The organism is Rothia sp. HMSC058E10 (assembly GCF_001809415.1).
GTDB classification, from domain to species: domain Bacteria; phylum Actinomycetota; class Actinomycetes; order Actinomycetales; family Micrococcaceae; genus Rothia; species Rothia dentocariosa.
The window spans coordinates 33,022-52,862 of sequence record NZ_KV797645.1 but is presented as its reverse complement, the minus strand read 5'-3'; the positions used below and the strand labels follow the sequence as shown (position 1 = coordinate 52,862).

Here is a 19,841-nt window from a genome sequence, read left to right as displayed (position 1 = left end):
GCCACCGTATGATGTTATGTAAGATTATCCCCACACTCACCACGAATCATCCAAGGACGAGCACACTGTGAACGAAACCCCGGATACACTGGAGAACACCGCTGCTAAGGAACCCCGCAGCGCCGAATTCCAGCCGGAATACCTGGATCCCAGCTCTCCCGCCTTCGACCCCTCGGGGGGTCTTGAACGCTGGGCGCAGCAGATGGACGTGTATACCGGGCCGGATGCGATGCTCGACTTCAACCAGGTCGATTACGTACACATCAATCTCAGTGACGCTAACCCTTCCGGGCTTGCGCAGCTGTTGGCCGGACGCAAAACACGTCTTTCCACCCTGATTCGCGATAAGTCTCTGCTGGGACATGAGATGCGTGCCGCGCGTACCCTGCGCACCAAAATTTATGAGCTCTCGACCGGGCACGGGCTCGATGCCGGGTATTTTGTGGCGGGCACCGCATCATGGTTATCGCATGCGATGCGCGATGATGCCAAAGCCTCTGAAAAACGGTTTATCGCGCCAATTCTGATGGCGCCGCTGAACCTGACACCGCATCCGACAAGCGATGATTTTGAGCTGCAGCTAGCTGGTTCTGCACGCCTGAACCCCGCTATGGTGCGCCAAATCAAACAGGAATATGAGATCGACCTGGGCACTATGGATGTTGCGCAGCTCGCCAACTCAATGTCACGCCTGGACCCTGAACCCGTGATCGAGCGGATGCGTGCCTCCGCCGGGCGTATTCCAGGGATGACCATAGAATCAAAGTATTTTATCTCAACCTTTGCAGATCTGAAGGAAAGCATGGGGGAGCTGCCGCACACTGCGCATACCCCGCTCGTGCGCGATCTTGCGGCGCTCAAAGTTCCCGGTGCGCAGCCGCGCGAGATGAACGCGCACAACCTGCAGCAGCCCCTCAACCAGCGCGATCCCGCCCAAGAAACGCTGCTGTTCGACGCAGACCCCGTGGCGCAGAATATTATTGATACCGCCGCCAGCGGATTTTCGATGACTGTGACAGCCGCACCCGGAACAGAACCGTTACGCACCGCCGTAAATATCGCCTCAACCCTGATGGGGCGTGGAAAATCGGTTCTGGTCGTGGGAGAAAAACGTTCGACCCTCGCATCCTTTAGCGAGCTTCTGGGACGCACCGGGCTTAACGATCTGCGCTACGATCTGCTGGCAGAACACACTGCCGAAGATCAGCGAACCGAGTTTATTCGCGCTATCGTGCGTAACGAGAATACCGCAGAGCCTAATTCCACAAATCTTAATCGTGAGCTGATCGAAACCCGCACGGCGCTCACAGATCACACTCACGCACTGACGGCGCGCGACCCGCTGTGGCATATTTCTATCAGTGAAGCCTTGCAGCGAGTGGCCGAACTCGCCTCTGAGGAGAGCGCGCCGCAGACCCAGGTGCGTTTTAGCCGTCAGTTACTTGATACCCTGCAAGACCGCGAAGCCATTACCGCCGATATTGTGCGTTTTGCGGAACTGAACGGGTTTACACGCGCAACCCGCACCTCGCCCTGGCACCGTGCCCGCCTGCTCAACGAAGACGAGGCGGCGGACGCCTACGCCCTCGTTATTACCCTGCGTTCCTCGCTTCTTTCCCTGCGCGAGGCGATGAACGCCATGAACGCGGATCTGCATCTGCGCCGGGCACGTACTATCGCCGATTGGGATGCGCAGCTTGCTATTCTGATTCGCATTCGGGAAACTCTTAAACGCTTCCGGGCAGAGGTGTACGACCGCCCGGTGACCGACCTGATTGCGGCCACCGCATCCGGCTCATGGCGACGGGAAAACCGTATCGACATGAGCAGTATGCAGCGTTCGCGCCTGCGTCGAGCGGCAAAAGAGTATATTTTGCCGGGAGTGCATATTGGCGATCTGCATGAACATCTCAAAGTTGTGCAGACCGAGCGTGCTGAGTGGATTCGGCTTCTTGATTCGCCCAGCACCCCGAAGATTCCCGATAACCTGGATGCTTTGGCGAACGCCCTGCACTCGCTGGGCTCAGAGCTTTCGGGGCTTGAGATCATACTCCCTGATACCGCCGAAGGCGTCGACTTTGTGCATACGGATCTTGACCAGCTCGAAGCCCGCCTGGATGCTCTGCTCAACGACCGCGAAGTGCTCATGAGTCTGCCCGAACGTGACGTACTCTTAGGGCGGCTCACGAATGCGGGTCTGAGCGATTTTCTGGACGAGCTGGGTGAGCGTGAGGCAAACGCATCCGAGGTGACATCGGAACTCGAACTCGCCTGGTGGCAGTCTGCGCTTGAAGAGCTTCTGGAGCAGCACGCCGAAAAAATTCTTGACGGCGACGAGCTGCGCGATATTGAGGCTCGTTTCCGCCGCGCGGACTACGCCCATATGTCGAGCGCCCAGGCGCGTTTACTGGCGCATACGGCACGGTTGTGGACGGAACGTATCGAAGAATTCCCCGAGCAGGCTTCGTATCTGAAGAGTCAGCTGCGCGGCCGTGAGTTTGATCTTGAGTCGCTTCTGGTGAATGCTCCGGTCATGGCGCGTACTTTGCTGCCGCTGTGGACTGCCAGTCCGTTTTCGCTGGCGCGCCGGGTTCCCATGTCGATGCGTTTTGATGCGGTTATCCTGCTGGATGCTGAGTCCACCCCGCTGGCGGCTAACCTTCCAGCGATTACGCGCGCGGATCAGGTAATCGCCGTGGGCGATCCTCATGCCGGGTTCCCTGCGCCGTTTATTGTTTCGGCGCCAACTTCGGGTGCACCAGCATCGGATTCTCACCGGTTGGAGAGCACTTTTGGGGCGCTTTCACGTCTGCTTCCGAACCGCACGCTCTCGCTCGTGCATCGTCCCTTTGACCGCGTGCTTTTCGACTACCTGAATCGGGAATTCTATGGGTCTCACCTGCGCGAAATTCCGGTGAGCCCGGCATCCCGCAAGCCCGTGAGCACGCTGAGTATTGAGTATATTGATACGCGCGGGAAGGTGAGCGATAACGCGAACCTGGAATCCCCGAGCGTTGAAGTGGACCGTGTAACCCGTTTGGTGCTTGAGCACGCCTACCGTCGTCCCGAACGTTCTTTGGCGGTGGTGACGGCGAGCCCGAAGCATGCCCAGCGGATTGCCGGGGCGGTGCGCCAAGCCTTGAATACGTACCCGCAGCTTGCCGAGTTTTTCAAGCCCGGTACCGAGTCTTTCCGGGTGGTGGATGTGAACCGCGCGGGGTCGCTGGAACGCGATACCGTTATTTTCTCGCTGGGTGTGGGGCGTGCCCGGCTGGGGCAGAGCTCCCATAATCTGGGGCTGCTGTCGGGCCCGCACGGTCGTGAAGGCTTCGTAGTGGGGCTCACTCGCGCACGGCGCGCCACGCATATTGTCAGCTGCGTGAGCCCAGCCGATATGAACGCGCAGAAACTTCACGAGGGTGCGCTGGATCTGTACCGGTTGATGCTCGCATATGAGGAGAACCAGCAGCAGATTGCGGCGCAGACTCCGCGTGAGGACGTTCTCGCCTCTAACGCCTGGTTAGAGACTGAGGACGAGCCAACCGATCCGGTAACTCAGGACTGGCTGCTTAACGATGCGGTAGCACGCCTGCGCGAACGCGGCGTTCGGGTACGTCCCGGCGAAGACGAGATCGCCTTTATCGCGCTGGCACCGCAACAGCTCATTCATACCAAATCTGAACAGGAGAGCGCACAGCGGATGCCGCTCATGGTGGGGTCGGATGTGCTGTTTGATTACACGACCGAGAGCGTGCGTGAGCATACTCGCCTGGTTCCTGAAAGGTTGAGCCGCACGGGCTGGAACTACGTAACCCTTAACACCTTGGAGGTTTTCGCCGATCCCGAGGCAGTGGTGGCGCGTATCCTACGGTATTTGGGTATATATGCAGACTAGGCGCTTCTGCACCCTCCCGGCAGCGCAGAGCTGAAAGGACGAACCTATGGGTGAGTATTCTCCAACACCGAAACCGCGCAGAGGCCATCGTCGTGCCAGCGGGGGAGGCACATTAGCAGGGGACGAGCCGCGCATCGCGGGCGTGAACGCACCGCTTCATGCGAATACGCCAACGCCTGCACGCAAAGAGACCTCCGGGAAGTCAGCCGCGAATCGAGGAAACCTGCGGCATACCCGCGGCTCGGCGCAGGAACATTTAACCCCCGAAGAACGTGCCCGTCTAGAGTGGATGCGCGAACAAAAACCCCCGCACTGGGGCTAGTGCCGCAGTACAGGGAGGGAACGATTCTTCGTGTGACTACTCTGCTTGAGATGAGCTTGAGCTGGAACCTTTATCGGTGCTGTAGAACCCGGATCCTTTGAAGACGACGCCCACGGTGTTGAAGCGTTTGCGAAGTGTGTCTTCACCGCATTGCGGGCAGGTGCGCAGGGCGTCCTCGCTGAACGACTGGCGTTTCTCGAAAGCGTGCCCACAGTTTTTGCACTGGTAAACGTAGACCGGCATGGTTCTCCTGAATGACAGATCCTAGGGCAGCCGCGAGCGCGGCGGCTGCCGTGTGTTGCGTATAGAGTGTACCGCGAACCTCACCCGGTTTCGACTTGGGTGGCGTGCCGCGCGGGGCTTAGCGCAGGCAGAATGTTCTTAAGTTCTCGGTCTAGAGCGCGGAATCGCCGAGGGGCTCTATGCCGTTCTCGGTCAGCACGCGGGGGAGCACGGCATCCCATTCATCGTAGGGAATGCTTTCGAGCACTTCGTGGGAAAACACCACGCCTACGGTGCTCTCACGCAGTTTATCTGCCGAAAGGGTAGGGATGATGCGGTCATAGTAGCCTCCGCCCTGCCCTAGACGGCGGCCGTTGCGTGCATAGGCGAGCGCCGGAACTAGCCGCAGGTCGGCGGCAACAAAAGCCTGGGTGTCATACTCTTCGCCTTCGGGCTCGGCAATGCCCAAGCCATTGAGCGGATGCTCCACCTGCGGATCCCAGACAACCCAGGCGAGGGTGCGTGCCGGGCGTACTACGGGCACCAGGATGCGGTGCCCGCGCGCGTGCAGGTCGTGAAGCGCTGCGGTGATAGGCGGTTCGGAGGCGGTGGGCAGGTACGCCGCGATAGTTTGCGCCTGCGCATCCTTGGGGATCAGTGAAAGAATATGGTCGCGGTACTGCTGCGCCATCTGCTCGTGTTCCGCCGCTGTGCGGGCGTTTTTGGCGATCAGGCGCTGCGGGCGAATTTGGGAGCGCAGTATCTGCTTGTCGAGGGCGATATCTTCGGAAGTTTTGCTGTGGGGTGCATCGTTGCTCTCATGCGGGGTGGATAAGGTGCTGGGCTCGGGTTTCATGGTTCTCCTGGGTGAGTGTTTTCACCATTGCGATAATGTTGTGCGGCGAGTGCGATGCTCGGCGGGGTCTTATGGTGCCTAACCTGCAAAGGTGCAGCCGGGTATTTTTAAATTCTTGCACGAAGGTACGTGTCAAATTGTAGTATTACAGGCTGTGAAAGAGGGTGCATGAGTTATGCTTATTGGTATGACTAAAGTATCTAAGTCTGTCACTAAGGCTGTTATTCCGGCGGCTGGTCTGGGGACCAGGTTCTTGCCCGCAACGAAGGCGACTCCTAAGGAAATGCTTCCGGTCGTTGATCGCCCCGCAATTCAGTACGTGGTAGAAGAGGCAATCCGCGCCGGCCTGAACGATGTTCTTATGATTACCGGCCGTAACAAGCGTGCGCTTGAAGACCATTTTGACCGTGTTCCGGTCCTAGAAAGTCAGCTGGCCGAGCAGGGTAAAGACGCCCTTCTGAAAGCTGTTGAAGCAACGAATGAGTTGGGTGAACTGCACTATGTGCGCCAGGGCGACCCTAAAGGTCTGGGCCATGCAGTTTTGCGCGGCAAGGTACATGTAGGGGAAGAACCCTTCGCGGTTCTGCTGGGCGATGACCTGATCGACGAAAAAGAGGATTTGCTCTCGCAGATGGTCGAGGTTCAGCAGGCTACCGGCGGTTCCGTGATCGCTCTTATGGAGGTTCCCCGCGAGTCTATCTCAGCCTACGGTGCTGCCGCTATCGAGGCGGTTGAAGGCCAGGATGGCTACGTGAAGGTCACCGGTCTTGTTGAGAAACCCGCCCCCGAGGAAGCACCCTCCAACTATGCGGTGATTGGTCGCTACGTGCTCAGCTCGAAGGTATTCGAGGTGCTGGAAAACACGGCTCCGGGCCGCGGCAACGAAATTCAGTTGACCGATGCACTGCAGACTTTGGCAGTCGGCACCGGCGAAGGTGAGGGCGTATACGGTGTGGTCTTCAAGGGGCGCCGCTTCGATACGGGGGATAAGCTCTCGTATCTGAAGGCAAACGTTATTCTTGCTTCCGAACGCGAAGATCTCGGCCCTGAACTTCGTGAATGGCTGAAAGAATTTGCTGATAAGAACTGCTAATCACTCTTTGCATAATCTCTAGTCCTATCAGGGGCGATAGTTCGGTTTTATGACCTGCTGTCGCCCCTGATTCATTTACGTAATGTTCGACTGTGTTCGATAGTATTTATACATGCACGGGAAATGTGCTGAGCGCATATTTTCTAGAAGAGCCCTGAATAATCCAGGTTTCTTTGGTATATTTTCGCACGGTATACGTAGATGAATGCGAACACTGTCCTGTACTAGGTAAGATGAAAAGTCCTAGGTTTTATAAATGTTAGCTTGAAGGGATAGATACACATGACGATTTTGAGCACGTCGGGTGTTCTCGTAGTTTTAGCGGTCGTCATGCTGTTGTGGTTTATACCGCGGAATATGCGTCGTGCATCCGCCGCAGACACCCCCGAACAGACGGTTGTAAACCCGCATTCCATGACTGATGATGTTCTGACTTCGCATTCCATTCTTTTTTCTGAGGAGTCCGCAGTGCCCGGTTCTGACCCCAAGAAATCTAACGCCGCGAGCGGAAACGTACCCCCGCTCAGCGAAGAAGAGACGAGCGCCGCGCTCTCCGATCTGCGCGAAGCCTCGCCGGTCGAACCTTTTACCAGCCCTGTGCCCGTTTTAGAACAGAAACCTTGGTTGCCGGAACGCCTGCATCGCCTAGGAACCCTGCGCCTGACCCTGCTCGGTATCGGCGCGCTGGTGGCACTTATTCTGATTTTCTCGCTGATTCTCTCCCTCATGGGGTGGCTGCCGTGGAGCGCTCCCGCGGTTTCCTTCGTGGCGCTCGCGGGGATCGGCGGTGCCCTCTACTACCTGGGGCAGCCCAAGGATGGGCACGAAGAACCTGGTGCGGTGTATCCCGAAACCTCCGGGCATAATGCGCTGCCCATCGAGGGTGAGGCTGCCGAAGAGGAATTCGCCCAGGATGAGGCACACGAGCTAGACGCCGAGGAACCTGAAGAAACCTCACCGAGTCGTTCTTCCAAGGCCAGCAGGTGGGGTTCGCTGCGCTGGAACTCGGGGCGTGCATCCCGCAAATCTACGCTGGAGGAAGAGTCTTCAGAACAGGGTGTTTCCGCAGACCATGCGCCACAGATCGGTGCCGATGAATTCGCAGCAGAGCCTCACGAGCTGAGTGAAGAGTCGGTGCATGAGGAATACGTCGAATACGCTGAATTGTACTCAGCTGAGGATGCGCAGCAGCACTTTTCCGGTACTTCGCACGCCCGCAGGCTTCCGGCGCAGTTGCACCCTAAGTACCCTCCGCAGCAGGCTCCCGAACCCGTCCTGTACGACGATGACCAGGGTGCAGTCCACGAAGCTTCATACGAGCAAGCTCCTTCCGCGCACGCGTTTTCAGTATCGGCAGAGGAGGCTCCCGCACAGGATGTTTTTGCGCAGCCGAAGAACCTGCACCGCGCGCCCGCACCCCAGCCCGAGGCGCAGCGGCACGAAACCCGTTTTGTCGGGTCTTCATCTGTTCAGGGTCAGACCCCGCGCCGCCCGGCACGCATTCCGGGAACGCATCTGCGCCCGCTGGAACGCACGAGTGAACTTTTCGATCAGGAAGTTCAGACCACTCCAACCGGGCAAATCCCGGTGACTCCCGCACCCGGAAATACTGCGGATGCTCCGCAACGCGAAGGTGCTGTGCCTAGGAACGGATTCTTAGGATCAGCTCCCGCGAATACAAACCAGACTCAGGGTCATTCCGCGCCCTCCGGTATGAGCAATACTTCTGCTCAGGATGCGGCGTTCGGCCCCGGCATGCAGGATCGTGCGGACAACTCTGCACATTCCGCGCCGTATCGTGGTGCCGTGCATAATCCATACTTCACACAGCCGCAGAATACCGCGCAAAATCCGTATGCTGCGCCAGCTCAGGGCTACGGTACGCACCAGGGCCAAGGTGTGGGGCAGCATCAGGGTATGCGGCAAAACCAAAACGCAGGCCAGACCCGGCAGGCGGCTCAGACAGGCTTAGGACAGCAGAGTCTCGGCGAGCAGCAGGGATACGGTCAGCGCAACTTTGCACCACAAAACCAGAAGCACCAGACCTCCACGGCTCAGCATACGAGCGCTCAGAATTCCGGGCCTGGATTTGCGCCTTCGCGCTCTGTAGCAGAGGAGAAGAATCTTCCTCCTGCAGGGTTCACCCCGCAGGGAGCCATCCGCCCCATGAACCAGGAACCTCCGCGCTCGCAGCGTCCGATGGGAACCACCACAGGCTCAGGTGCGCAGAGTTCACGCTTCCAGCAGGGACCGGCGACCGGTTCTGTTCCGGTAGGAGGCGGGTCTGGGTTTACGAATACGAGCCAATTCGATGTTCCGGTTCCGCTTGATCTCGACGATTCTGAGTTCGAGCCTCTCGATATTATTCCGGTCGTGGACGAACCCAGCGAGCGCTCGGGCTCCTCCTCGAACGCATCCGCGTCCTATAAGCGGGGGAACATGCCGGGGACGGGAGCATCTTTCACCGGGGTATCACAGAAAACATGGACCCCCACGCAGCTTCCGAAGCCGCTGAGCTCTTTGCATCAGAAGAAGCCCAATGGAAGCGATAGCAGCCCAAAGAACGGAGAGCAGAAGTAACGGTTCGCTGGATCTCTAGATTAAATTTCTGCACCAGAGTAAAAAGGCTCCCCATACATCTGGGGAGCCTTTTTACGTGCCTTGGGAAAAGAATGAAGCGAGTAATTCAGTAAGGATGCGCGTATAGGGAAAGGAGGAGGTTCCATCTGGAACCTCCTCCTTCGCATCACACACAGGAAGAAAAGTCTTCAAAACCGTATCTAGGAGGCCTTCCCACAAGGCGTATCCTATTTGGTAATAAAAATATAACCTAATTTTGAGGTGTCTGCCAACTGTAAATCCCGGAAAAATAGCGACATTCTGTCAGTATATTTAGGGTTACCTAACCGAAAACCCTGTGTTTACGGGGATAGGCTCCAATAATAAGGTGCAGAAAAAAATTTAAAATTTTTTTTGATTGCGGGATCATGTGCACTACGCAGAACCTCAGAGCAACATATGTACACCCTCAGCTGATGAGTACCGTACCCAAAACATGAGAGAATGAGGGGGTGAAAGAATGGTTTGCGGCTCTGCCTCTCGAACTTGCCGTCGTCATCATGTGGGGCATCGGTATTTTGCGCACCAGCATCGTCTACGCCCTGGGATACCTTGCCGCCACGGGAAGCGCGCGCCTAGAGCGCATCCGTAACGCCATGCAGACCCCGCTCTACACACGAGCCACCGCCATGATCAACCGGTGGGGAGCCTACGCCGTGCCGCTCTGTTTTCTGACGGTCGGGCTACAGACCGCCGTCATCATTACCACAGGGTTCACAAAAATGCCGATGCGCCGCTGGCTGCCCGGTATGCTTCTGGGCACCCTGATGTGGGCGATTATCTACGTCACTATCGGGTTTGCTCTCCTTGCCGCCTTCGGATTTGAGCCGTGGATGGTGCCGCTCATCTTTGTCTTGCTTATTCTGATCAGCGTGACAGCCTCAAAGATTCGCACCTATATTGCTGATAAGCGGCAGTCTTAGCTCGTTTTTACCGTATATTCCACGGATACACCCCGCGTATCCCGCCCGCTGTGCTAGCGTGGTGGCATGAGTGAAAACAACACCAACGCACGGGCAGAGGAAGAAGCAAGAGCCGACGAGCTTCCCCACCATATCGCAAATCTTCTCTACGCTCCGCAGGCCCTACCCGCCCAGGTGCTTGAACGCTCTGAGCTGCGCATTGCCTATGTGCCGGGAATTATGCCCGGAAAATGGTTCACCCGCTGGCATGAGCGCTACGGCGACCGCGCGCCCCTAGCTGAAATTCCGGTGGGAGAGGGTCTGGGAATTCAGGCCCTTACCACAGAGCTTTCCACCTCCCAAAGTGCAGAACCGTTTGCACACATGGCGATTGTGCGCCCCAACCACGAACCGCGCAGCAGAGACACAGACGAGTACCACAGCATCAGGCTGTATGAGGAAGTACCCGTGCTAATCATGCCCAGCGACCACGTGCTCACAGTGCTTGATGAGGTGAGCTTTGAAGACCTCGACGAAGAATTTCTGCTTCACGACCCCGACGATTACCCCGCCTGGGCTGAAGCCTCCAGCACATGGCGGACCGAAAACCCAAGGTTCCTGCCCGAATTTACCGGCGATCGTGAGGCTCTTGAGCTCGTTGCCGCAGGAATTGGCCTGTACATTGCCCCCATGTCCGTTGCGCGATTCTACCATCGTAAAGACCTCACCTATCGCCCGATGTGCGGCCTTGAACCCTGCCCGGTGACCCTCACCTGGAGGCGGGCACCGGTGGCGCATCCGCGCCCCGAAAGAGAAGAAACCCTGATCCAGGACTTTATCGGTATTGTGCGCGGGCGAACCGCATCCAGTGAGCGAGGAAGTGAGACGAAACAGAGCCGCGCTAAGCGCATTGCTGATGAGAAAGCAAAGACGAAAGCGAAAAACCGTGCCGCCAATGCCCGCCGTGAGGCTCGTGATCGGAAGAAATCGAACGCCAAAAAGAGCGGAAATCTCCGAGAATATGCCCGTCACAACGCTCAAGCCGCCCGTGCGCGGCGTGCCGGAAAGAAACGCTAAAGCGGTAAACTTAACATCATGGCATTGGTAATGGAAACCCGTCCCGCAGCCTACGCGGTCATTATCGAGCAGGGCAAACTGCTCATGACCCGCTGGGTGCCCGAGGACCGCGCCCAAAGTCCGCTCTGGTCGCTGCCCGGCGGAGGCATGGAACCGGGCGAGCAGGCCGATGAAACCGCCCTGCGAGAAACCCTCGAAGAAACCGGGTACAGCGTTGCCATCGAAGATATTTTGGGAGTGCACGCCGGGCATTTTCCCGCACGTAACGGGCTCTCCGACAGCACGCTGCCGTTCTGCGCCCTGCGCATCGTCTACCGCGCCCACGTGGTCACCGGCGAGCTGCGCGCCGAAGAGAACGGTTCTTCCGACAGCGCCTGCTGGGTGCCTATCGCCGAACTCGATACCCTGCGCTACGGCACCCTCATCGACGAGGTCGCATCCATGATGGGCTTTCAAAATGCCGCCGCTTGGTCGCGTGAATACCAAGAATTTCTTGCCGATGAGAACGCGAGGAAAATCTAGTGCATTACCCAAACCGCCCCGCACCTACCCGCCGCACCATGATAAGCGCCTTAGCCCTAGCTCCGCTTCTTGCCGCCTGCTCGTCAGAGGACGATAAACCGAAAGTTGATCCTTCAGCATCAAGCTACGGAACCCTGCGCGTGGGCATCGGTGCCCTGCGCGAGATGCGGGCGGTCGCATACCTGTACGCTCAGGCGCTTCGCAACGTGGGATATAACGTTGAGGTTGTCACCAACGAAGACAGCCGCAGCAAATTTCTGGATGCGCTCAAACAGACCGAAGCGAACACCCCCGAACCAGACACGCTGGACCTTGTCATCGATTACAGCGGCGATTTGCTTCTGCATCTTACGAACGACGGCAAACTTAGCCCCGCACAAATTCAGGCGGAACGCCAGGCCGCCAGTGCCAGCGCATCCGCGGCGAGCGCCGGGGTCACACTACCGCCCACCCCCACCAACACACCTTCGCATGATGCGTCTGCCTCCGAAGGCGCAACCGCAAGCCCCAGCGGAGCCATTAACGCGCGCGCACTGAATATTACCGATACCGTTGCCGCTATTAACCGTGTGCTCCCTGAACACCTGGAACTTCTAGACGTTGCTAATGCCCAAAACCGCGATGTTCTCGTGACCACTCGCCAAAATGAAGTGCAGCATAAACTTCGCAGCCTCGCCAATCTTGCGGATGTAAAAGCTACCCTAAGTTTTGCTCTCACCAGCGGATACACCAGCAGCAACTACGGCGTTGCAAGCCTCAAAACCGTCTACAAATACACGGTCGAAAACCCTATTCTCAACGAAAATTCGGCAGAACGGGTGAGTATGCTCAGCAAAGACACCGCGCAGGTGGTTCTTTTGCACAGCGCAGACCCGGCGATTGAGGATAACCGCTTCACAACTCTCGAAGACCCACAGACTACGCAGCTGAACCAACAACTTCTTCCGATTGCACGTCGTAACCTGCCAGATAGTGCACGCGAAGCTATAAACCGCGTATCATCTACATTAGATACGGGAAACCTATCGTTCTTGCTTCGTCTTACGAGCGGTACTAACCCCATCGCTGACGACGAGGCCGCGAAATTCTTATTAGAGCATCCAAGGAAGTAATGTAACTATGACGAAGTACCGTCAGTCCTCAAAGCTGAACAACGTCCTCTACGATATTCGCGGACCTATTCTCGAAGAAGCCAACCGCATGGAAGCGCTTGGCCACCGCATCCTCAAACTCAATATTGGTAACCCCGCTCCCTTCGGATTTGAAGCGCCGGATGCGATCATGATGGATATCATCCGCCACCTGCCCGTCACACAGGGTTATTCCGACTCTCACGGGCTGTACTCTGCGCGCACCGCCATTGTGCAGTACTACCAGAATCGCGGGATTCTCGACCTTGATACCAATGACATATATCTGGGCAACGGCGTTTCGGAACTGATTCCTATGACCTTGCAGGCGCTATGCGAACCGGGCGATGAAATTCTGGTTCCGATGCCCGACTACCCGCTGTGGACCGCCTCCACCACGCTCGCAGGCGGCAACCCCGTGCATTACCTGTGCGACGAAGAGAACAACTGGTACCCGGATATTGAAGACATCAAGTCGAAGATTACCGAGCGCACTAGGGGCATTGTGATTATTAACCCCAACAACCCCACCGGTGCCGTGTACTCCCGCGAGATTCTGCAGCAGATTGCTGATGTGGCGCGCGAACATGAGCTCGTGGTCTTTGCCGACGAAATCTACGAGAAGATCACCTACGAAGGCGCCGAGGCTATCAACATGGCCACCATCACCGGTGATGATGTGCTCTGCATGACCTTCTCGGGGCTTTCCAAAGCATACCGCGTCTGCGGTTACCGCGCCGGATGGCTCGCCATTACCGGGCCAAAAGAGGACGCTAAAAACTATATCGAGGGCATTACCCTGCTTGCGTCGATGCGCTTGTGTTCCAACGTGCCCGCCCAGCATGCAATTCAGACCGCACTCGGCGGCTACCAGTCTATTGACGAACTCGTTGCCCCCGGCGGGCGTCTCTACGAGCAGCGCACCCTGGCGTATCGTATGCTCAACGAAATCGACGGCATTACCTGTGAACAGGCCGACGGCGCGCTCTACCTGTTCCCCAAAATTGATACCGAAAAGTTCAACATTAAGAGCGACGAACAGTTCATGCTTGACCTGCTCAAAGATCAGAAGATTCTCTTCAGCCACGGCAGCGCCTTCAACTGGCACAAGCCCGACCACTTCCGCCTGGTTTTCTTGCCGGATGTGCAGACCCTCAAGAGCGCGCTTGAGCGGCTGGGTAACTTCATGGCGGATTACAAACAAAAGAATTAGCAGGGTTTGCTAGGCGGTTTCCCTCGCTAGTTCACGCCCACTCCTACTGCTCTTGATGTGTTATCAAACGGATTTTTTCACGCCTGGTAACGCATCAAGAGCTTTTTACGCCTTAGTCTTCGGACTCGGAACCCTCAGATTCAGCTTCTTCATCCGTTGTATCTTGAGTGTTACGCACCGCGTGCAGGCGTTCTCGGGCGCCCTCAAGCCAGGCTTCACACCGGGAAGCTAACGCCTCACCGCGTTCCCACAGGGCTATCGAAGACTCCAAATTTGAGGTGCCAGATTCCAGCTGCCGCACCACATTCTCAAGCTCGGAGCGCGCCTGCTCATAGCTTAGGGTCTCGACGGGAGCGCCCAGCTCTTCCGTATGAAAACTAATATTCTCAGACAATGTTGTACCTTCCACCAGAGAGTTATAAATCAAGATTTGAGTCGTATGTTTTGACCACGCTGACCTCGGCGCCGCCCACCGCTGCGCGCATCGTCAGCTTGTCATGAGCCGATAGAGTCGTGGCATCGCGTACCAGTTCACCATCGGCGCGCTGCACAATCGTGTACCCCCGCTTGAGCGTTTCCATCGGCGAGAGTGCCCGCACCCGGGCAATCGTATGCGAAATCGCGTCCCGTTCGCGTGCTACGCGGTACTCTACCGAACGGGCGGCTCGCTCCCGCAGCCGAAAAATATCCTCACTGCGCCACCCTAAATCCGTCTCCGGCTGGGTCAGCACCGGGCGCTCATGCAGCTGCCGAATATACTGCTCCTGATAGTTCAGGTAGCCTAAAACCGCGCGGTCGGCACGCGCTCGCGCCTCACGAATAACCGCCAGCTCCTCGGCAACATCAGGCACAATACGCTTACCCGCATCGGTGGGGGTAGAGGCGCGAACATCTGCGACGGCATCCAGAATCGGGCTGTCTGCCTCATGCCCAATTGCCGAAACGACCGGAGTCTGCGCCGCCGCCACGGCACGTACCAGAGCCTCATCAGAGAACGACAGCAAATCCTCAAACGAACCGCCGCCGCGGGCAATCACAATCACATCAACCTCAGGATGCGCATCCAACTCACTCAGCGCCGCCATCACCTCGCTCGCCGAGCCTTCGCCCTGCACTTTCACATTCCGTACCTCAAACTGCACTCCGGGCCAGCGCAGCGAAGCATTGCGAATCACGTCTTTTTCGGCATCGGAATCACGCCCGGTAATCAGTCCCACACGATGCGGCAGCAACGGGAGCGGCTTCTTACGAGCATCCGCAAACAGCCCCTCAGCGGCCAGCTTTTCACGCAGTATTTGCAGCTGTTCGTGCAGGTTACCCGTGCCCACCGCATAGATACGCCGCCCAATCAGGGAGAGCCGACCGTTCTTCCACAGGCTGGGCTTCGCTAAGGTCACCACCCGTGCACCAACCTTCACATCCGACCCCAGGCCGCGCCCCGCCTGACCGAACAGGGCGAGCGTAAACGAAAAATCTTCCTGCAGATCCTTCAGCTCGATAAAGACGTTCCCGCCGCGCCCGTTGAGGGAAGCAACCTGCGCCTCAACCCACAGCTGCGGAACCTTATCGATATAGTTCTTCATATTCTGAGTCAAAAGCGCCAGAGGCCAAGGATTCTGCGGTGTAGTTTCCTGCGACTTTGCAGGAAGCTGTCGCTCAGCCGCAGGCGGCACAATCGGGGGAGCCGAGTGCGGGTATTCATGGTGCGCTGCCGAAAAATCAGTCATAACCCCATTCTCTCCCACAGCCCGCGATTTTGCCCATCTTTCGGTCATGCGCGTACTCTTCACGTCACAGTTTCTGCTGAGGGCACACTCATTCAACCTTTTCTGCCGAACCCGGTAATCTGTAACCTATGGGTGCACATGACGACCCCCAACCCCACGAACCCAAGCGCACGATCAAACTTGAGGTTCCAGAGGACTCACCAGACACCACCCGCGTATTGCCTGAACCTCCGCGCGATGACTACCGGGTTATCTCAAGCGAACCGCATGATCTTGAGGGCGCGGATGAAACCACCACGCTCTTATCTGCCCCCGGGATAAACCAGCAGACGCGAGTGCTCAACGAGTCCTCTGATGCGCTGCGCCCGCACAGCGAAACCCCGGAACCGACGGGTGCCCCCGTGGCAAACCTGGCGAATCAGAAACCGCAGCGGCATGTGCTGGAACCCGCCAGCGTCTCAAAGCTGCGGTACGCTCTGGCGATTCTTGCCGCATCCTTAAGTATTCTGGGCGCCCTAACGGGTTCGGTTGCCAGCTGGGTCAATCAAAACCTCATCAGCCAATCCGGGTTCAACCAGCTCAGCACCCAGCTGATGGAAGACCAAGACTTTCAAAAACGAATTGCCGATGCCGCCGTCACCGATGTTATGAACTCTGAGGCGGTCAAGCGAGTCTTCCCCGAATCCGGCAACAACTTTCTCACACAAATTCTGAGCACAAGCCGCGGCGAGGTGAAAAAACGCCTGAGCGAGAATGCACAGAGGCTCACCGGAACCTCTGAATACCGCACCATGTGGCGGCAGGTTGCGGCAGATACGCACACCTACAACCTGGCGCATCCTGACGACCCCGCAGCACTCGACATCAGCGCCTTCTATCGTGAGCTTGATGCGCGTGTGGGCAGCATAGGCATATACGACCCCGATATTTCATCCTGGGGAAAACACCTGATATCTATTGACCGTGACGGAAACCCCGTGCAGCATGCGGTGCAGCGGGCGCAGTGGGTTGGAAGTATGTCCGGGGCACTGATCGCAGCAAGTATTATCGGTCTAGTGATCGCCCTGATTCTGCTTCCGCGCGGACGCTTTGTACTTCTGACCTGTGCGTTCTTGATTCTTGCGGCGGGCTTGTGGATTCTGAGTGCGGTCATGGCGCAGCAAACCCCGCAGACACTTGGGCTCAGTACCGACAGCACGGTGGGAACTGTTTTCTTGGACGGCCTAGTCAATACGGCGCGCCCCATGCTGACAGGTCATCTCAATTCGCTCGCAAGTTACAGTGCATGGGCGGCCGTGGTCTCGCTTCTGGGCGGTATTCTTGCCAAACTCATTGCGCTCACTGCGAGCGGCACCACAGTACGCACACACTAGAGGAACAAACAACGTAGGATAGTAGTCATGTCCACTGAAACCATTTCCCTCGGTCTGCCGCCGCTGCCGCGCACCCGCCGAAGCCGCGCCGATATTGAGGCTGCAAACCCCGTCACGAGCGCCAAAAAGGTGCTGCTGGCCACTCCACGCGGATACTGCGCTGGCGTTGATCGTGCCGTGATCGCCGTTGAAAAGGCTCTCGAACACTACGGTGCCCCGGTGTACGTGCGCAAACAGATTGTGCACAACCGTCACGTGGTGGAAACCCTCGAACAGCAGGGTGCTATTTTTGTGGATGAAGTGGACGAAGTGCCCGAAGGGTCCGTGACCGTATTTTCGGCGCATGGAGTTTCTCCAGCGGTTGTATCTGCCGCGGGGGAGAGGCAGCTGAACACCATTGACGCGACCTGCCCGCTGGTGAACAAGGTACACCGCGAGGCTGTGCGCTTCGCAAAGCAGGACTACGACATCCTGCTCATTGGCCACACCGGCCACGAAGAGGTCGAGGGTACCGCAGGTGAGGCGCCCGAGCACATCCAGATTGTGAACTCGCCCGACGAGGTGGATTCGGTTACCGTGCGCGACCCGGAGAAGGTCGTCTGGATTTCTCAGACCACCCTGTCCGTGGACGAAACCCTGGAAACCGTGGCGCGTCTGCGTGAGCGTTTCCCCTCCCTGCAGGATCCGCCCTCGGACGACATCTGCTACGCAACCTCCAACCGCCAGGGCGCCATCAAGGAGATTGCTCCGCGCGCTGACCTGGTCATCGTGGTTGGTTCGGCAAACTCCTCGAACTCCGTGCGCCTGAAGGAAGTGGCACTCGAATACGGCGCTAAGCGTGCCGAGCGTGTGGACTTCGCCCATCAGGTGGATGAATCCTGGTTTGAGGGCGTGGCGACCGTGGGCCTGACCTCCGGCGCGTCCGTGCCCGAGGTTCTGGTTCAGGAGGTACTGGCCCTGCTCGCCGAGTACGGCTACAACACCATCGAAGAGGTGGAGACCGCGAAGGAAGACATTCTCTTCTCCCTGCCGAAGGAACTGCGTTCCGCCCTGAAGAACGATGAGAACGTGGGCCGCCAGCTCGGTGGCCGCGGCGCTAAGCCCACTCGCTAATACTTTTTAGCTTATGACCCCGTGTCCTCTTCCCCCGTGTGGGGAGAAGACACGGGGTCTTTGTATCTGATATGTGGGGAAGCACTGTTTGGGACGGCGGTACGCGCCGGTCTACTTGGTGCGGTGCAGCAGACCGGTGGCCTGCTTAAGGACCTGACGATTCGCGCCACATGAAGTTATTTAAGAATCTCCGTCTCTTTCAATGCCATGTTATGTTATAATAAATTGTATTTCTAGAATAGAAAGGTCTTAAGGTGACAACTCTTATTCAGCATAAACGTGTAGAATTTTCAGAACTATTTTATGACCTAGTGTTTGTTTTTGCAATTTCAAAAGCAACTGCTTTAATTCACCCTCTTCATGACGGTGTTGTGGCTTGGGATTCTTTACTTGATTTCTTCATCTCTGTCATGGTTATCATCAATTCCTGGATGATTCAAACCATTTATACCAATCGCTATGGAACAAACTCGTTATTTAATATGGTAATCATGTTTACCAACATGGGACTTATGCTCTTTATATCCAATATGATTGGATACAATTGGCAACAATGGTTCTATTATACCTGTTGGGCTGTTGGTACATTAACCCTTACCTTATTTTTTCAATATTTGGTTCAGTTTTTTAGAGAATCAACCGATAATACTGATCGGGAAAGCATCAAAGGTTTTCTATGGTTAACAGGTCTACAAAGTTTAGGAGTCTATCTGGCAGCTCTTTTCCCTATTTACGTTGGAGTCTATATCTTTATTGCTAGTATTCTGCTAACATTTATTGTGCCAATTTTCTTGATGACTAAAGATGAGCATTTCCAGGTAAATCTTCCCCATTTAATCGAGCGCGTCTCCCTTCTTGTCATCATTACGTTTGGAGAGATGGTTATTGGGCTAGTTAACTTCTTTACAGTTGAGAATTTCTCTATATATTCGGTTCTTAATTTCGTTATCATGCTTTCTCTGTTCTTGTTTTATTTTGGTGAATTTGACCATGCTATTGACGAAGGATCCAATCAAAAGGGAGTATTTATAATTTATAGTCACTATCCTATTTTCATTGGGCTTATGTTGATGACAGTTTCGATGGGTTATCTCCTGAATCCCGAGGCTAATCTTCTCGTTGCAATCAGCTTCTTTTATATCGGAATTGGCCTCTTCCAAGCTGCTGTCCTAGCAAATGGGCCCTATAACAAAAACTATCTTCGCTATCCGAGAAGTTACTACTGTGTCCAAGCGACACTCTATCTGGCTGCCTTGATTCTCTCTTTGCTTTTCGCTTCTAATGCTATAACAGTGTTGAGTATTGCAACCATTTTTACTCTAGCTATAGCTAGTCATTTTATTTCTTTCTGGGTTACACGTACTAAACAATATTCCGTGCCTTACTGGGGGTTCTTCTAATTAATTTATAAAAACAAAAAAGCCTTGGCTTCCAAGGCTTTTTTGTTTTTATAAACTAAATTTGTCCATCATTTGTTTATCAACTTCCTTTCCAGACATATCTAATCTGATGACACTATCCGCATCATCTCCAATCATATTGAGATACTCTAGATGAGAACGGAAGTTTTCTATCTTCCCTTCCAATAAATAGAGGGCCAGAGTGTCGATGTAGCCGTCTTCATACTGCTCACCTGCATCTACAAAGGACTGATACTTACCGAAACCCTTTTCTATGTCCTCAATAAACTCTTACTAATGAGCTTCAAGTGGTGAGTCTGGTTGTGTGGGCGGCTATCTTCCTGGGCGTTTCTGCCCTGCTGATGCGCCGCGCAACC

16 protein-coding genes are annotated in these 19,841 nt (G+C 56.0%); 12 read left to right on the top strand and 4 right to left on the bottom strand.

From position 1 onward, the window contains the following. Positions 1–67: 67 nt before the first annotated feature. Both HMPREF2609_RS10355 and HMPREF2609_RS10350 read left to right on the top strand, forming a co-directional pair. Complete coding sequence (locus tag HMPREF2609_RS10355; RefSeq protein WP_070536793.1) at positions 68–3,895, top strand: DEAD/DEAH box helicase; 3,828 nt, start codon at positions 68–70, stop codon at positions 3,893–3,895. 46 nt (positions 3,896–3,941) lie between these two features. Continuing rightward, the gene (locus HMPREF2609_RS10350; RefSeq protein ID WP_070448721.1) at positions 3,942–4,217 is read left to right on the top strand and encodes an ATP-binding protein; all 276 of its coding nucleotides are present in this window, start codon (positions 3,942–3,944) and stop codon (positions 4,215–4,217) included. A gap of 36 nt (positions 4,218–4,253) precedes the next feature. On the opposite strand, the gene HMPREF2609_RS10345 is transcribed toward HMPREF2609_RS10350, so the two are convergent. Together HMPREF2609_RS10345 and HMPREF2609_RS10340 are read right to left on the bottom strand one after the other, a co-directional pair. Next, a complete protein-coding gene (locus HMPREF2609_RS10345; protein WP_004005195.1) occupies positions 4,254–4,460 on the bottom strand; it encodes an FmdB family zinc ribbon protein in 207 nt (68 codons plus the stop codon). 151 nt (positions 4,461–4,611) lie between these two features. Continuing rightward, a complete protein-coding gene (locus HMPREF2609_RS10340; RefSeq protein WP_070448720.1) occupies positions 4,612–5,295 on the bottom strand; it encodes a 5-formyltetrahydrofolate cyclo-ligase in 684 nt (227 codons plus the stop codon). Positions 5,296–5,482: 187 nt separating this feature from the next. Here HMPREF2609_RS10340 and galU point away from each other — a divergent pair, with 187 nt between their 5' ends. The 7 genes from galU to HMPREF2609_RS10305 all read left to right on the top strand — a co-directional run bounded on the left by galU (position 5,483) and on the right by HMPREF2609_RS10305 (position 13,851). Then, entirely contained in the window at positions 5,483–6,388 is a 906-nt protein-coding gene (gene galU / locus HMPREF2609_RS10335) for a UTP--glucose-1-phosphate uridylyltransferase GalU (protein WP_070448741.1), read from the top strand. A gap of 282 nt (positions 6,389–6,670) precedes the next feature. After that, on the top strand, positions 6,671–8,968 hold the full coding sequence (locus HMPREF2609_RS10330; RefSeq protein WP_070536791.1) for a hypothetical protein: 2,298 nt from the start codon (positions 6,671–6,673) through the stop codon (positions 8,966–8,968). A 491-nt stretch (positions 8,969–9,459) separates the two neighbouring features. Further along, positions 9,460–9,930, top strand: a complete 471-nt coding sequence (locus HMPREF2609_RS10325) for an SNARE-associated domain-containing protein (RefSeq protein ID WP_048754907.1) — start codon at positions 9,460–9,462, stop codon at positions 9,928–9,930. Positions 9,931–9,996: 66 nt separating this feature from the next. Next, positions 9,997–10,986 carry a LysR substrate-binding domain-containing protein gene (locus tag HMPREF2609_RS10320; protein ID WP_070536789.1) on the top strand — a complete coding sequence of 330 codons (990 nt, stop codon included), beginning with the start codon at positions 9,997–9,999 and terminating at the stop codon, positions 10,984–10,986. 18 nt (positions 10,987–11,004) lie between these two features. Next, positions 11,005–11,508: an NUDIX hydrolase gene (locus tag HMPREF2609_RS10315; protein WP_172461376.1), complete on the top strand. Its 504-nt coding sequence runs from the start codon at positions 11,005–11,007 to the stop codon at positions 11,506–11,508. Beyond that, positions 11,508–12,620, top strand: a complete 1,113-nt coding sequence (locus HMPREF2609_RS10310) for a glycine betaine ABC transporter substrate-binding protein (protein ID WP_239652910.1) — start codon at positions 11,508–11,510, stop codon at positions 12,618–12,620. Before HMPREF2609_RS10315 ends, HMPREF2609_RS10310 begins: the two co-directional genes overlap by 1 nt. Positions 12,621–12,627: 7 nt before the next feature. Next, a complete protein-coding gene (locus HMPREF2609_RS10305; protein WP_070536787.1) occupies positions 12,628–13,851 on the top strand; it encodes a pyridoxal phosphate-dependent aminotransferase in 1,224 nt (407 codons plus the stop codon). Positions 13,852–13,963: 112 nt separating this feature from the next. Here HMPREF2609_RS10305 and HMPREF2609_RS10300 read toward each other — a convergent pair whose 3' ends face one another. Both HMPREF2609_RS10300 and xseA read right to left on the bottom strand, forming a co-directional pair. Next, positions 13,964–14,245 (bottom strand): exodeoxyribonuclease VII small subunit, encoded by a 282-nt coding sequence (locus HMPREF2609_RS10300; RefSeq protein WP_048751915.1) that lies wholly within the window; start codon positions 14,243–14,245, stop codon positions 13,964–13,966. Positions 14,246–14,267: 22 nt separating this feature from the next. Then, positions 14,268–15,578 carry an exodeoxyribonuclease VII large subunit gene (gene xseA / locus HMPREF2609_RS10295; protein WP_070536817.1) on the bottom strand — a complete coding sequence of 437 codons (1,311 nt, stop codon included), beginning with the start codon at positions 15,576–15,578 and terminating at the stop codon, positions 14,268–14,270. A 128-nt stretch (positions 15,579–15,706) separates the two neighbouring features. Here xseA and HMPREF2609_RS10290 point away from each other — a divergent pair, with 128 nt between their 5' ends. From HMPREF2609_RS10290 to HMPREF2609_RS10280, 3 genes are all read left to right on the top strand, one after another. Further along, the gene (locus HMPREF2609_RS10290) at positions 15,707–16,951 is read left to right on the top strand and encodes an MFS transporter (RefSeq protein WP_070536785.1); all 1,245 of its coding nucleotides are present in this window, start codon (positions 15,707–15,709) and stop codon (positions 16,949–16,951) included. A gap of 27 nt (positions 16,952–16,978) precedes the next feature. Next, positions 16,979–18,064: a 4-hydroxy-3-methylbut-2-enyl diphosphate reductase gene (locus HMPREF2609_RS10285; RefSeq protein WP_070536784.1), complete on the top strand. Its 1,086-nt coding sequence runs from the start codon at positions 16,979–16,981 to the stop codon at positions 18,062–18,064. Positions 18,065–18,318: 254 nt separating this feature from the next. Beyond that, positions 18,319–19,464, top strand: a complete 1,146-nt coding sequence (locus HMPREF2609_RS10280; RefSeq protein ID WP_048754901.1) for a low temperature requirement protein A — start codon at positions 18,319–18,321, stop codon at positions 19,462–19,464. Positions 19,465–19,841: the final 377 nt, after the last annotated feature.